Here is a 14,801-nt window from a genome sequence, read left to right on the forward strand (position 1 = left end):
GTTCCCCTATTAGATGATCAGATGCTATCAGGACGACAAGCAAAGCGGCGCGCCGGTTCGGCACCCTTCCAATGCTAGCAATCGACCCGCCAGGCTGCCAGCATGACAGGCGATTGGTTGCTGGGAGCTTAAGAAACGTGAAGGTCTCGCCAAACTTGGCGGTTTCGGTCAACCGGTGCGGTGTGGGTAGCCGAGAGGAGATGATGTAGCATGCTACCCATTTGCTTTTCCGGGCTTGGCTGTTGCACCTTATCCAGGCTTTTCTTCTCCTTCTTATCCCAGAAACCATGCGCGGCTCCACCATCGCGATCATTGCATGCACGCTCGTGCTTGCCCTGATGGGCAGTCGCGTTGGCCAAGGCACCGAACCAGACAGTCTGGCGATTCGCCGACTTCCCCCCTTGAGTCGTGCGTTGGCAGAGGACCTGACTCCGCCCGCTAACGATTCTATCTTTAGTGAGCCGGTAACTACCAACCTCAGCGCGACCGACCTCAGCGTAACTGGCACGTCCACCAGCGATCCGCTGGTCACCCCGATCGACTACACGCAGCCGGTGACCGACACCCTCGAGCTATTCTCGGCCAATCCACCAATCGAGCGGTTTCAGTCCGAGGCATTCCGCCAGGCTTCGTATCGCTCGCTGAAAAATGACTTCACGCGGTTCCCCGAGTTCAAGGAAGGCATCATCATCGCGTCCGATAACATCGCCATGAAGATTGGTGGCTACGTAAAGGCCGATCTGATTCGCGACTTCGATGCGATCACTTCCACCGATTCCTTCAACACCACGACGATTCCTACCAGTGGCCCTGGTTGGCAGAACGCCCGCTTCCATGCGAGGCAATCTCGACTTAGCTGCGACACCCGCTGGCGAACCAGCGGCGAAGTGGTCCGGGTATTCTTCGAAGGCGACTTCTTCGGCGGTTCGGCCGATAGCCCGAGCTTTCGGTTGCGTCACGCCTATGGGACGGTCGGGCGGTTCACCGCCGGACAAACGTGGACCACCTTTACCGATCCGTCGGCGGTTCCGCAGACCATCGACTTCGAAGGAGCTATCTCGAACGTAAACGTTCGCCAGGGACTGGTGCGATGGGATCAACCGCTGTGGGACGACTGTTACTCGGTCGCGGTCGCGCTCGAAGATCCCCAGGTGAGTATCGAAGCACCGTCGATGGTCGTCGGCGAAGCCCGCACCGAAATGCCTGATCTGGTTGCCCGCTTGCGATACAAACGCGATTGGGGAGAACTACGGGCGGCCTACGTGCTGCGAACCCTCGGCTTCCAGCCCGACGGGCAGGAGGTGATTGAGGACACCGGCTGGGGCTGGAACTTCACCGGCTCGGTGTTTGTGATGCCCGATACCCGAGGTTACTTTCAAATCACCTTTGGCGATGGCATCGGCAGTTATCGTGGCACCCCCGACGTGGTGGCCACCGGACCGAATTCAGCCGCTATGGTGCACTCGCTCGGCTGGATGGTTGGTGTGCACCACGCCTGGAACGACTCACTGACTTCGAACGTCACGTTCAGCCGGCTTGCGAACGACGACATCCCCGGACAGGATGGCGACAATCTGAAGGGCATGACCTACCTGGCGGTCAACCTGATTGCCAATCCGTACGAACGGGTCTTCTGTGGAGTCGAGTACTTGTATGGCGTCCGCGACGACGTGAGCGGAGCGACCGGCCATGCCAACCGCCTGCAAGCATCGTTTGGTTTCTACCTGCCTTAGGGCCGGGCTAAAGTGGCCACTTTTTTTGGTTGCATTTGGCGGCCAATCTGGTCTAATGAACATGTATTCACGTACTGTGTTCTTTGACAATTAGGCCTTCTCAATTGTTCGCCGGCAATCGACTCCCAGCAGGCGTTTCGCTGGCTGGAAGCTCCCCCTTTCTGAGGTGAATCAGCGGCGGCCAAAAACCTGGCTGGACCCCGGTTTTGCCCCCAGTTTGAACGGGGTGGGGCGAAACGCTCGATCGGCCGCTTTCCGCCATTCGTCGCAAACCCTTGCAGCACATCAGTTTACAGCGATCTCATTGGCTGCAACAGAAAGAAATAAAGCCCCCACGAATCGATTTTGGCGAAGTGGGGGCAAAAAGGCGTCGCGAGTCCTGCTCGCACAAAACATAAACCCAAGTTATACTTTACACAAATCCATGCGGTCCTCTTTTCTCAGCTTTACAGGATGACAAACATGCGATGCACGCTGGCGGCTTGGCTTGGCAAAACGTGCCTGAGCGCTTGGTTGGTTTTCTCTTTCGGTCTCTCTTGCTACGGCGATTCGTCGCACGACAATCTCGCCTCGGTAGCGGTGCCGAGCAGTTCGTACACTTCGGGCGATACGTCGCTCGATGCGATGCGCGATGGCTTTGCGCCGCGATCTTCCGGCGACTGGCGGCACGGGTCGTATGGCAACTGGAACCGCACCGGCACCCAATGGGTGGAGTACACCTGGGATCGACCGATCGTGACCGATGGTATCGAAGTCTACTGGTGGGCCGACGGGCGGGGGATTAACCTGCCTGAAGCCAGCCGACTGCTCTACTGGGATGGCGACCAGTACCAAGCGGTGCCAGGAGTCGACCAGGTAGGCGTCGAGCGCGACCAATTTAATCGGTTCTCGTTCGAAGCACTCAAAACCACTCGGTTGCGCCTCGAGATCGACAGCAACGGACGTTTCTCGACCGGCATTCTCGAATGGCGTGTCTGGGACAACGGCCAGTCGCCGGCCTTCCCGCCGCAACTGACGCTCGGTCCCGACCGCATCGTGATGCTCGGGGGCAAGACTTACTTGAACGCGACCCTGCAGGGAGTCGGCAAAGCAGGCGAAGCCCCGCTGCAGTGGAGCAAGCAATCGGGCCCCGGCGCTGCCACGTTCGCCGATGCGACGTCGACCAACACGACCGCTACGTTCGACACGCCCGGTGAGTACGTGCTGCAAGCGACCGCAGGCGAAGGCGACCTGCAAGTGACCGAGACCCTGAACGTGCGAGTCGAGACGCTTCCGCCGGAAACTCCGCTCGGCGTGGTTTACACCAAGCGATATCAAATCGACAGCCCGCTCTGGAATCATCGAGCGAAAGCACTGATTACCAAGTGGATTCCCCATTGCGTCGAAGAGATCAACCGCCCCGACCTGAAAGAGGGTGGCATCAACAACTTTGTCGAAGCGGCCAAGAAACTCCGCGGCGAACCGAGCCAGCCGCATCGCGGGTACGTGTTCTCCAACGCGTGGGTGCATCAGACGGTCGAGTCGATTTGCATCGCGCTGATGGTCGATCCGCAAGGCGATCAAGAGATCATCGCCGCCCAGGCAATGTTGCGCGACACGCTCGAAGACTGGATTCCCAAGATTCTTGCTGCTCAGGAACCAGATGGTTACCTGCAAACCACCTTCACGCTGAACGATCGTATGAATCGCTGGCAGCCCGAAAGCCGTTCGGGTCACGAAGGCTACGTGGCTGGTTACTTCATCGAGTCGGCGATTAACCACTACACGCTGACCAACGGCACCGACTTGCGGCTGTACAACGCTGCGAAGAAGCTGGCCGACTGCTGGGTCGCCCACATCGGACCCGAGCCTGGCAAAATCGTATGGTACGACGAGCACCAAGAGATGGAACAAGCCCTGGTGCGATTCGGGCGTTTTGTGAACGACATGGAAGGGGGCGGAGCCGGCGACAGCTACATCCGCCTGGCGAAGTTCCTGATCGATAGCCGCGCCGGCGGCAATGAGTACGACCAAAGCCACCTGCCGGTGCAGCAGCAGTACGAAGCGGTCGGTCACGCAGTGCGGGCGGTCTACCTGTACTCCGGCATGGCCGACGTAGCCACCGAGACCGGCGACCTCGACTACCGCTCGGCGGTCATGTCGCTGTGGGACAACCTGATTAACAAAAAGTACTACGTCACCGGCGGCGTCGGTAGCGGCGAAACCTCCGAAGGGTTCGGCCCGAACTACTCGCTTCCGCAACACGCTTACTGCGAGTCGTGCAGCAGCTGCGGCAACATTTTCTTCCAGTACAAGATGCACCTGTCGTATCACGAAGCGAAGTACGTCGACCTGTACGAGGAGACCTTCTACAACGCGCTGCTCGGTTCGCTGAGCCTGGATGGAGGAACCTTTTATTACGACAACCCGCTAGTCGAACGCAAACCTCGCTATCCCTGGCATGGCTGCCCTTGCTGCGTTGGCAACATTCCGCGAACGCTGCTGATGCTACCGACCTGGACCTATACGACCAGTAGCGATGGCATCTACGTCAACCTATTCATCGGTGGCACTACGCAACTTGCTGGTGTCGCAGGGACCGACGTCGAGCTGGTACAACAGACCGACTACCCCTGGAACGGCAAGGTGCAGATCACGGTGAACCCGGCCGAGTCGAAAGAGTTCGCCCTGCGGATTCGCTCGCCGGAGCGGAGCGTGAGCGAACTCTACACCAGCACGCCTGCTGCCGATGGCATGGAGCAGGTGCTGCTGAATGGCAAGCCAGTCGAGCAACGCACCGAAAACGGCTACGTAGTGATCGACCGCGAATGGCAAGCCGGCGACACAGTTTCGTTCGAACTACCGATGACCGTGCAGCGCGTGACCTGCGACCCGCGGGTGGAAGCCAACCGCGGACGCGTGGCCCTGCGTTATGGCCCACTGGTCTACAGCATCGAATCGGTTGATGGTAACGACCTGAACGGAGTGCTGGCGAACGATGCGCCGCTCGCTACCCAGTGGCGGCCCGATCTCTTAGGGGGCGTGGTCGTCATTAAAGGCAAGTTCGCCGATGGCTCGCCGCTGCTGGCGATTCCCAACTTCGCTCGCAACAACCGAGGAGGTGGCTCGGAGGTATGGATTCGGAGTGAGTAAATCTCGATAGCGGGGCAGCGGCAAGCGATGTCAGTCTTGCTGCTGCTCTTGCTTGTCGTCCGATGGTTGCTCGGCTTCGCCCTTCTCCCAGGTCTTCCAGCCACGGCCGGCGATCTGGGGTTCGAAGTCGTCATGCCCAGCCAGCTTGGCAATCTCCTTTACACACATCAAAGCCAGCCGATTAACGACCTCGGAGTCCCGTTCCTGCCCATAGTATTCGCTCAAGTCGATCGGATCGCCGATGGTGAGCTTCACCCGCGACAACATGAACACCGGCATCCAAGGGATGCGATGGTAAGGAGATCCATCCAGATAACAAGGCAACACCGGCACCTTCGCTCGCAGGGCGACCACCACCGCTCCCGGGCGGATCGCCCGCATGAAGTCGTCGGTCGTGTTGATGGTTCCCTCGGGAAACATACCGACCAGCTCGCCAGCCGAAGCCCGGCGGATGGCCGTGCGGAGCGGCGAAACGTCGTTGCCTCCTTTGCGAACCGAGATCACCTCGAATACGTCGAGCATACGTGCGATGAACGTGCCAGGTTTGTAGAGCTGAGCCACGAGCCAGTGCACCAGGCGGCGTTTCGCGACTACCTGAATGACGCAGGGGTCGATACTACTGCGATGGTTGCAGATGAGCATGGCCCCCTGATCGTCGGGGATCGGCAGCTTGTCCGGCAGCTTCGCTCGCCACATCACCCGAACGAGGAACATGTTTACGAAGTAAAAAAACCACTGCAGCAAACTATAGGAACGCCGCTCGGCAGGCATGGCAGGAGCTCGTAGGTGAACAGAATAGGCAAGTTTGGTTGACTAGCTTAGCCAGAAACGCCTACCAACGCTACCTCAGCTGCGGTGTCCGCTAACCAAACAATCCCCGCTTGAGAAAGGCCTTACGAGCCGCCGGTTCGTCTTTCTCGATGCTGAAGACTTTGTCGAGCCGCGAGATCTTGAACACCTCGCGAATGTCGGGCGACAGCCCGCTGAGTTTGAGTTTTACCTTATATTCCTTGCACTTTTTGTTGATCATCACCAACTTGCCAAGCATCGAGGAAGGCATGAACTGCACCGGCGCAAAATCGAGAATCACCTTTTCGTCCGAGGTTTTCTCGATCACGGCCAGCATTTCCTGGGCAACTTTGTCCAGCTGCGTTTCGTCGAGCATCCGGGGAGCGAGAAAGCGAATGGTCAAAACGCCATCTTTGGCGAACGAATCAATGTGACTCACGGCGGAAAGCCCCCTCGAAACAGGCAATGGAAGAAAGGAGCACAAGTTATAGCAATTTAACGCCCGCTAGCCAAATCGGGGCCGACCGCTACGCACCTGCCAGGGCAGGGGGGTGGAGGTCAGGCCATCACCTGCGAGACCGCTTGCCCTTTGCCATCCACGGTAACGTAGAACGGCCGCCGCTCGATTTCGAACTGCGTTTTCGGGCTGATTCCCATCAGTGTCATGATGGTCGCGTGCAAATCGGTGAGCGAAACGGGGGCTTTGGTCACCACGCAAGGCCGCTCGTCGGCGGTTTCGCCATGCACGTAGCCCCGTTTGACGCCGCCGCCGAACATGAGTACCGAACTCGCCCCGGTAAAGTGCCGGTGCAGGCCGTAATGGATCGGCTGCTGCAACACGTCGGTCTTCGCCCGCGATTGATCCTTCGCCGTACTACCTGGAACCCCTTCGATAATCATGTCGCGACTAAACTCACTAGCCACAATCACGAGCGTACGATCCAACAAGCCTCGGTTCTCCAAATCGATCACGAGTTGGGCGAGCGGGCGGTCGATCTCCTGCTTCATCCGCTCGGCAGTTGCGTGGCCGTTTTCGTGGGTGTCCCAATGCAGGAACGGCACGTACTCCGTCGTGACTTCAATGAACCGCGCGCCCGACTCCACCAACCGCCGGGCGAGCAAACAACCGCGGCCGAACCGGCTAGTGTTGTATACCTCGAAGTTGCGCCGATCTTCTTCGTCGAGATCGAACGCCTGCTTCTGGTCGGAGTTCAACAAACGATAGGCCGACTCGTACGAGCGGAGCATCGACTCCTGCTGATAGTCGCTGGCGTACTCGGCTTGCGGACTCGCTTCGACCAACCGTTTGAATTGAGCATAGCGATTTTGGAACCGACCGGCCGTCATCCCCTTGGGTGGGCGGACCGCCACCGCGGCGTCCTCCGGATAAGGCAGATTGAACGGACCATACTCGGTGCCAAAGAAACCAGCAGTGGTAAACGCCTTGAGCTCTTCCGACTCGCCGATGCCCTCGAGCCGCTGACCAATATTTATGAAAGGAGGAATCACCGGATTGTTCGGCCCACGCATCCTGGCGATCCAAGCTCCCAGATGCGGAGCAGCCACCGTTTGTGGAGGTACGTATCCCGTATGCCAATGATACTGGTGACGAGAATGCAGAATGTCGCCAAGATCCGGCAGCACGACCGAACGCAGCAGGGTGCCTCGATCCATGATCTTGGCCGTGTGCTCCAGCCCCTTGCTGATGCGCAGCCCATCTACTGCAGTGGGAATCGACGGGAACGTGCTAATCACCTTCTCCACTGGCAAGCCAACTTCGAAAGGTTGATAGCGTTTCGGATCAAACGTTTCAGCGGCAGCCATGCCGCCGGCCATCCACAACAGAATACAACTGTCGGCCTTCGGTGCGATCTCCGAGTCGGCGTTCGCACTGGCCTGCACCAACCGTGGCTCGCCGGTCATCCATGCAGCAACGCTCGCCGCCGACAGGGCCTTGAGAAACTCCCGGCGACTGCGACCCTTCGTGGCTGCTTGGCTATCGTCATGCTCTGGCATTTTTCCATCCCATCCAACACTTAACGAACGATTTGAAATTCCGGCAACATCAGTACCGCCCACAACAGGTCCTCACACCCTTCCACCGACATCGGCGCGCCGACGATTTCCAGGGCGATATCGCGTTCGCTCTGGGTCGGCATTCGACTAAGGGCTTGCAGGTATAAGTCGTTTACAAATTGCTCACATTGCTCAGGAGGATACTTTTGCACTACGTTTTCGGCACCCTTCCGCAGCGTCGCGACCAGGATCGGACTATTCGAAAGGTCCAACGCCTGGAGCGTGGTGAGCAACTCGGGGCGCGAAGTGACTACCTGCTCACGATTTGGCCGACCGAGCGACCGCATCAACAGGTCGCTCTCGACCAGCGCCGCCCGATAGATTCCTGCCGCACCTGCTTGCGTATCCCCAGCCGCAGTCAGCATGGCGGCCGCCTGAGCGTGAGGTTGCTGGGGTCCGGTGCCGGTGATCTGCCAAACCGCGTCGACAAACTGCTCGGCGGTCATACGCTTGGCGATTGGCCCGTGGTAATGATACTCCCCAGCCGCAGGTGGCTGACGCAACAAAGCCGTCTGCGACTGGTACGCCTGCGAGGTGACAATCAACTGCAAAACATGCTTCAGATCGTAACCGCTATCCACCAACTCCGTCGCCAGCTGGTCGAGCAAATCCTCGTTCCAGGGCTTGGTTTGCATCGCATCCACGGGATGCACGATGCCGCGGCCCATCAAACGATACCACAGACGATTCACGATGGTTCTGGCAAACCGCCCGTTCTCGGGATCGGTCAACAACTGCGAAAGCTGCTGGAGTCGCTCCGGCTGCGGAGCCGACGCGTCGACCTGCCCAAGCTCCGGAAAGAGCCAGGCGCCGCTGGCAAACTTGCCGGTCGGTTTGTCGCAGCGATGGATCTCAAGCGGCCGCTCCGAGTAGAGCGCGGCCAGATCGTACGTTTCCTGCAATGTCCAACGATCGATAAAACTATCATGGCAAGACGCGCACTTCAGATTGATGCCAAGGAACACCTGGGAGACGTTCTGCGAGAATTGAATCTCCTGGGTCTGACTCGAATTCACCGCCCCGCGCCATTTGATGCCGCGGATGAAGCCGGCCGACTCGTCGGTCGGAGCAATCAACTCACGGACGAATTGATCGTACGGTTTGTTTTCGAGCAGCGAGCGATAGAGCCATTGATGAATCGGCTTCCGCCCGCCATCGATGTAGCCGGTGCCGACGTAATCGTTTCGCAACATGTCGTTCCAGAACGTCAGCCAGTGCTGGGCGTAGGCCGAGCGATTATCGAGCAACTGCTCGACGAGGTCTTCGCGTTTCGTTGGCGAGGAATCGGCGACAAACTTCTCAACCTCGGCGGCCACTGGAAGCAAACCAACCAGGTCGAGCGACACCCGCCGGTAGAACGTCGCATCGTCGATCAGCTCGGGGGACGTCGTTTGCTGCGATGCCAGTTGAGTGTCGATGATTCGATCGATCGGGTGTTCGCGGCCATCGCGCGAGGGGGGCAGTGTGGGACGACGCGGGGCGAGCGGCGGTTCGTAGGCATCGCCGGCAAACGAAAACCCCGGCTCCCAAGGCAACCCCGAATCGACCCATTGCCGAATCGCGGCCACGGCCGTCGCTGGCACTCGTGGATTCCCCGCTGGGGGCATTTGCAAGTCGGAATCGTCGGTCGTGATGAGATCCAGCAGATACGAGTCGTCGCTCTTACCGGGCTCAACCACGCCTGCGTCGAGCACCAGCTCGCGAGTATTGATCGAGAATCCCCCCTCGGCCTTCTTCCCAGCATGGCAGCTTGCGCAATGCTTCCGCAGCACCGGAACAATCTGATGGGCAAAATCAATCGCTGCGGGCTCAGCCGCCATTGCAGCGGAAGCCAGCAGCCCCCAGACGACTGCCAAACCGCCCAAACACCGCATCCATTCCTTCCACCCACTCCCAAGCAGGCCACACATCTGATTCATATCCATCACCTAAGTATGACTTAGCAAAACCAGTATCGGTGAATCCACAGAACACCTTCCCCTCAACACGGTTCAATATAGGGGCGGGTCGAATCCGAATCGAGTCATTCTGCCAATCAAATCTAAGTGTGCACCAGAACAACATTTGCAGGCGTTTCCTGCGTTTCTTTCGTTCAAACGTTCCGATCGTCGAAGGGGCAATGTCATGAAACACTTTCTGCTGCTAGCCGTAATCTTTAGCACCTGCATGGGGGTGCTCGAAGGGCAACCTCCACAAACTCCGGACGAAGATGCCCTTCGTAAGGAAGAGATCAGAAGCGTACTCGAGCTCGTGAAGCTTACCGCAACTCCGGAATGGAGTTATGCCAGGCTTGAAGCTGCGGCCGACTTGATCGTGATTGCCAGCGTCGACTCAAGCACAGCGATGGCACCGCACCTAGAAATTGAGCACGCACTTGGAGCGGCCACATCCACCCAGTACGACCATCGCCTGCAAGTGCATTCGGTTCTCAAAGGTGCGTGCGGTCAGATCCTTCATGTCGCGACTAGTGAATGGAAGGACGATGTCATCGTGATGACTAACTCCGATATCGCTCGACTCCGCCCCACGTTGCGACTCCCTTTGCTCGTTGGTACTGAAATCGACGGAGTAATCACCTCGTACGGAAGTTCGACGCCGATTGAGACTTACGACATTCATCCAGAGTATCTGCTGTACCTGAAGAAGTACAAGGACGACCTCTATGTACCAGTTTCAGGCCAACGCTTCTCGGGCCTAAGTGTCCGGTTGTTGAACAACTAACCTTCGGCAGAACCAGCACACGGCTTGCGCTGGTAGCCTTTCACCTGGAAGCATACGAGAGTTCCGAAATCGACTCACAAACTGTGGAACGCCCCTCGATTCGGCGGTATACTTGCGAAAGCCCCCAAACACTGAAGGAACTCAACATGTCCTCGTTTGATCGCCGAACTTTTCTAGGAACTTCTGCAGGCGTCGCTGCCGGCCTGGCAGCTCACTCGGTCGGCCGGGGCGAAGAACCCTCGCCGCCCGCCAAACTTGCGCCCGGCGAGATTCCTCCCCCTCCCAAGGTCACCCTCGGCGACACGGGAGTCACGCTTTCGCGATTAGGTCAAGGCACCGGCGTATTCGGCAGCAATCGGCAATCGAATCAAACCCGCATGGGTTTCGAGAAGCTTGTCTCGTTGTTCCACCACGCCTACGAGCGCGGGATTCGCTTTTACGACTTGGCCGACTTGTACGGTACCCACATCTACTTCCGCGAAGCCTTGCGTACGATTCCTCGTGACGAAGTCGGCATCCTTACTAAGATCTGGTGGCGGTACGATGGCCCGCAAAACAAAACACTTGCCGAGCATCGCGAACAGATTACCAAAACGACGGTCGAACGATTCCGCCACGAACTGGCGACCGACTACCTCGATATCGTGCTGCTGCATTGCATGCAGAAAGCCAATTGGCCAGAAGAGATGGCCCGGTACATGGACGAGCTGAACGAAGAGAAGGCCAAGGGCCGCATCAAGGCGTTGGGAGTTTCGTGCCACGATTTTGGAGCCCTCAAGACTGCGGCCGCCGAGCCCTGGGTCGATGTGATCCTCGCCCGTATCAACCCCAAGGGCGTGAAGATGGATGCGACTCCCGAGGAGATAATCGAGGTGCTCCGCGGCGCGAAAGCAGCGGGAAAGTCGGTGATCGGCATGAAGATCTTTGGCGAAGGCCAACTGACCAATCAGCGTGAAGAGTGCATTCGCTACGCCCAGCAGCACGACTTCATGGACGCGATGACCATTGGCTTCGAAGCCCCGCAACAGATCGACGAGGTGCTGCAACTGATGGCCCGCTATCCAATGAAACAAGCGTAGAGAGCGAACGCACTCGCCAATTGAACTCGTCTGCTAGTCGGGCGTAAAATACGAATCATCCAGGCATTGGTGCTCACCACGGGCGTCGCCGAGCGTATTTCCTTCAACTCATTCACCAAGGCGAGCAACGATTTGGAAGCTGTCAGTCCGTTTCACCCGAAACGATATCCCACGCTTCGCGCCATTGTGGATGGCGACGACTCGACGTCGCAAACACTCACCGATAAGGTGAGCGACACGCTGCTCAAACAGATTATCCGCGGCGAATTGCCGGTGGGGTCGCAGCTCAAGAGCACACAGATCGCCCAGCAACTGGGAGTTAGCCGGACCCCTGTTACCCGAGCCTTGGCGAAACTTACCGTCGATGGCATTCTGACGCAGCCAAACAGTCATCAGGCAATCGTTGCCCAAGGAGCTGCCGATTGGCTGGTGCAGATTCACGAATTACGCGAACTCCTTGAGCCGGAAGCTGCGTACCGTGCGGCCGGACAGCTGCCAGCAGAGGTGATCGAAGACCTTCGTGCGCTGGCTCAGGACTCGCAGCCCACGCCGAAGTACGACTGGAGTCAGGCAGCGCAGTACCTCGACTTTGGACTGCACCTTGCCATCGCTGAGTATTGCGGAAACCTGCCGATGCGGGTTTCGATCCGCCGCTGCTGGTCGTACAAGCGAGTCTCCTACGATTTGTCGGAGGGATGTCGGTCGGAGCTCGAAACCGAATACCAACAACACATAGAGATCCTGCGAGCGATGGTCGAGGGAGATGCCGCCCGGGCGAGAGAGCTCGTCCGCTTGCATCTTACTGCGGCTTCCGAAGGACGTTTCACCAGCCAGGTGATTTAGTCGTAACCGCTGGCAACTCAAGCAAGGCTACGACAGAATCGCCGGCACCGCTGCCAGAGCATTATCGCGAGTCAGCTGCCGAATGGTCGATTCGTCGTAACCGAGTGCGTCGCGTAAGTTGGCGCACGCTTGGCTCATGGTCATGGCCGAGCCGACTAGGTGGCTGCGATCTTCACACCAAGTAGCGCCATTCGCATCGACCACCACCGGCTGACCAGCCAGGCTGTAGCGCCCCGGCCCACATCCGGCGGCCGAAATGGCATCGCTCACGACGATCGATCGCTCTACGCCGGCGGCTCGCAGGTAGTTTTTGAGTGCGAAGAAAGGCACATGCACTCCATCGGCAATGAAGCACAGATACAACTGTTCGGCGCGGCTCAACGCCAGCTGAATCACATTTGCATGGCGAGACAACTCAAGCGGGCAGCCATTTCCGAGGTGGGTAAACATGCTCAACCCAGCATCGATGGCCCTGTCGAGCTGATCGGCCGACGGGTTGCAATGCCCTGCGGACACTACCACCCCCGAGTCGACCAGCGCCTGCGTGGCGGCAGCTGCGGCATCTTGCTCCGGTGCCAAGGTCACCAGCCGCAAGTGCCCTTCGCAGCAATCGACAAGTTGCAGCGCTTTGTCGGCTGTTGCAGTAAGCACCGACTCGGCTGGATGCGCCCCCACGTAGCCAGGCACCGGACTGATGAAGGGTCCCTCGAAGTGAACACCAGCAAGCACCTGGGCGACTACCTCGCTGCGATGCATCGCTTGCACCAGCAAGCGTGCCCGGCTTTTCATACGTTCGAAACGATCGGTGATGATCGTCGCCAGGATCTTCGCTACTCCACAGGCCCGCAGCGATTCGAACGCCTGATGAATATCGTCGATGGTGATCGAGTCGCTATTGAAGTCGACTCCTGCAAAACCATTCACTTGCAAGTCGATGGCACCGTTATCGATGGTGTCTTGATTGCTGGTGGTTTGGTCGATCGCCATCCTGAGTCCTCCGAATATCAAATCACTTCGCGTATTGCTTATCCAGCAGCGCGGGCAAAAGTGGCGATGCCGTCGCGGCTAGGTGTTGGCTTGAAGCCAGAGCTGATAGACGGTTCTTCCAGCGAGCAACAGCGTGACGATGCCCCCGAGCCAAGGGATTGTCATCACGCCCCACGATAGTCTTGCTCCGCTGGCAGCCTTCGCCTGCATACCGAGATAAATCAGCAAGAAAGCCAACGCTGGGGCACCGACGACCGTCAACGCCTGGGCGAACACGATGACCCGCACCGGATTTGCATCGAGTAACACCGAGCCGATTGCGATCGCCATTCCGATGCCGAGAGCTATGGTTGTTAGTCGCTTCGGCCAAGGCTGTTCGATCGACGCCCCCCAGCCAAGCCCATCGGAGAGCACGGTTCCACCAATCAAGGCGTTGCCGAGAAATGAACTGAACGCAGCGGCAAACACCCCGATGGAAAATAGCAGCCCCGCAGCGGAACCAAAAAGCGGCTCCAGTTGCCGGGCGATGTCGCTGGTGTTCTTCAGGCTTTCGGGAGCGACGACTCCGTGCAACGCCGCGGCGCTGGTCGACATGATCAGGGCCGATACCACGCCTAGCACTCCAATTCCGACGACCGCATCGCGGAGCCCCTTTCGCGTGTCGTCGGCGTCCCAGCCCTTTTCTTTAACCAAGTACGACTGATAAAAGGCCCCCGCGACCGAGAACGTGGTCGCGACCAAACCAAGCAGGGCGAGCAGATTCTCGTGGCGGTTTTGACTAGTATCCGCTTGCGAGGGGAGGCTTGGCACAAGCCCTCCCGCAATTCCCTCCACCGATGGCCGAGCAGCGAGCAGGTTGATGGTAAACGCGATAAGCATCGAGAACACCAACACCATCATCAGCTTCTCCAGCGGACGATAGAGCTTCCGCAGACCGTACATGGCGCTGATCACCACCCCATTAAGCACGACGACAGCTGAGACCTTGGCAAGTTGCCCACTCATGGTGGGCGATGACGACTTCGACGGATCTTGCCAAAGGCCTTCTAAAGCGGCAACCACCGCGACATTGTTGACCGTCTGAAAGCAGGCGACGATCAAGAACACCACCAGCCCAATCGCAATCGCGACGGGGCGTCCCCACCGCGCAGCCGCCTCGTCACAAATGGTGCGTTCGTTGATCACCCCGATATGGGCCGCCAGGGCGGTCATGCCCATCATCAACACAACGGCTGCCGCCAGCACCCACAGCAGCTCGTAACCATACTGGCATCCCACCTTCGAGCTGGTAAGAATGCTGCCCGGCCCCAACACGATCGAGGCCACGATGATCGCCGGCCCAAGTGAGCGGAAGAGGTTTCGCAAGAAGCTAATCATACCAAGTGCTGTTGGTTAGTCGCGATGTGGTAACGCCAGGGTGTTGCAGGCAGTGATGTTAATA

At 58.5% G+C, this 14,801-nt stretch carries 11 protein-coding genes; 5 read left to right on the plus strand and 6 right to left on the minus strand.

The genetic code is table 11. The annotated features are described in order from the left end of the window. Window positions 1-287 precede the first annotated feature (287 nt). Window positions 288-1,733 (plus strand): DcaP family trimeric outer membrane transporter, encoded by a 1,446-nt coding sequence (locus Pan181_RS09195; RefSeq protein WP_145246539.1) that lies wholly within the window; start codon window positions 288-290, stop codon window positions 1,731-1,733. Between the two features lie 462 nt (window positions 1,734-2,195). Further along, a complete protein-coding gene (locus tag Pan181_RS09200; RefSeq protein WP_145246540.1) occupies window positions 2,196-4,865 on the plus strand; it encodes a glycoside hydrolase family 127 protein in 2,670 nt (889 codons plus the stop codon). Between the two features lie 30 nt (window positions 4,866-4,895). Here the strand turns inward: Pan181_RS09200 and Pan181_RS09205 are convergent, their stop codons facing one another. The 4 genes from Pan181_RS09205 to Pan181_RS09220 form a co-directional block, all read right to left on the minus strand. Next, window positions 4,896-5,636, minus strand: coding sequence for a lysophospholipid acyltransferase family protein (locus Pan181_RS09205; protein WP_145246541.1), 741 nt, complete (start codon window positions 5,634-5,636; stop codon window positions 4,896-4,898). A gap of 91 nt (window positions 5,637-5,727) precedes the next feature. Next, on the minus strand, window positions 5,728-6,093 hold the full coding sequence (locus Pan181_RS09210) for an STAS domain-containing protein (protein ID WP_145246542.1): 366 nt from the start codon (window positions 6,091-6,093) through the stop codon (window positions 5,728-5,730). Between the two features lie 119 nt (window positions 6,094-6,212). Further along, window positions 6,213-7,670, minus strand: a complete 1,458-nt coding sequence (locus tag Pan181_RS09215) for a DUF1501 domain-containing protein (RefSeq protein ID WP_145246543.1) — start codon at window positions 7,668-7,670, stop codon at window positions 6,213-6,215. Window positions 7,671-7,690: 20 nt separating this feature from the next. Further along, the gene (locus Pan181_RS09220) at window positions 7,691-9,649 is read right to left on the minus strand and encodes a PSD1 and planctomycete cytochrome C domain-containing protein (protein WP_145246544.1); all 1,959 of its coding nucleotides are present in this window, start codon (window positions 9,647-9,649) and stop codon (window positions 7,691-7,693) included. A 205-nt stretch (window positions 9,650-9,854) separates the two neighbouring features. On the opposite strand from Pan181_RS09220, the gene Pan181_RS09225 reads away from it, so the two are divergent. The 3 genes from Pan181_RS09225 to Pan181_RS09235 all read left to right on the plus strand — a co-directional run bounded on the left by Pan181_RS09225 (window position 9,855) and on the right by Pan181_RS09235 (window position 12,373). After that, window positions 9,855-10,451, plus strand: coding sequence for a hypothetical protein (locus Pan181_RS09225; RefSeq protein ID WP_145246545.1), 597 nt, complete (start codon window positions 9,855-9,857; stop codon window positions 10,449-10,451). A 146-nt stretch (window positions 10,452-10,597) separates the two neighbouring features. After that, the gene (locus Pan181_RS09230) at window positions 10,598-11,530 is read left to right on the plus strand and encodes an aldo/keto reductase (RefSeq protein WP_145246546.1); all 933 of its coding nucleotides are present in this window, start codon (window positions 10,598-10,600) and stop codon (window positions 11,528-11,530) included. Between the two features lie 132 nt (window positions 11,531-11,662). Beyond that, on the plus strand, window positions 11,663-12,373 hold the full coding sequence (locus Pan181_RS09235) for a GntR family transcriptional regulator (RefSeq protein WP_145246547.1): 711 nt from the start codon (window positions 11,663-11,665) through the stop codon (window positions 12,371-12,373). A 27-nt stretch (window positions 12,374-12,400) separates the two neighbouring features. Here the strand turns inward: Pan181_RS09235 and Pan181_RS09240 are convergent, their stop codons facing one another. Then, window positions 12,401-13,360 carry an N-acetylglucosamine-6-phosphate deacetylase gene (locus Pan181_RS09240; RefSeq protein WP_145246548.1) on the minus strand — a complete coding sequence of 320 codons (960 nt, stop codon included), beginning with the start codon at window positions 13,358-13,360 and terminating at the stop codon, window positions 12,401-12,403. 78 nt (window positions 13,361-13,438) lie between these two features. Then, complete coding sequence (locus Pan181_RS09245) at window positions 13,439-14,725, minus strand: Nramp family divalent metal transporter (protein WP_197529083.1); 1,287 nt, start codon at window positions 14,723-14,725, stop codon at window positions 13,439-13,441. Window positions 14,726-14,801: the final 76 nt, after the last annotated feature.

The organism is Aeoliella mucimassa (assembly GCF_007748035.1).
Lineage (GTDB): Bacteria > Planctomycetota > Planctomycetia > Pirellulales > Lacipirellulaceae > Aeoliella > Aeoliella mucimassa.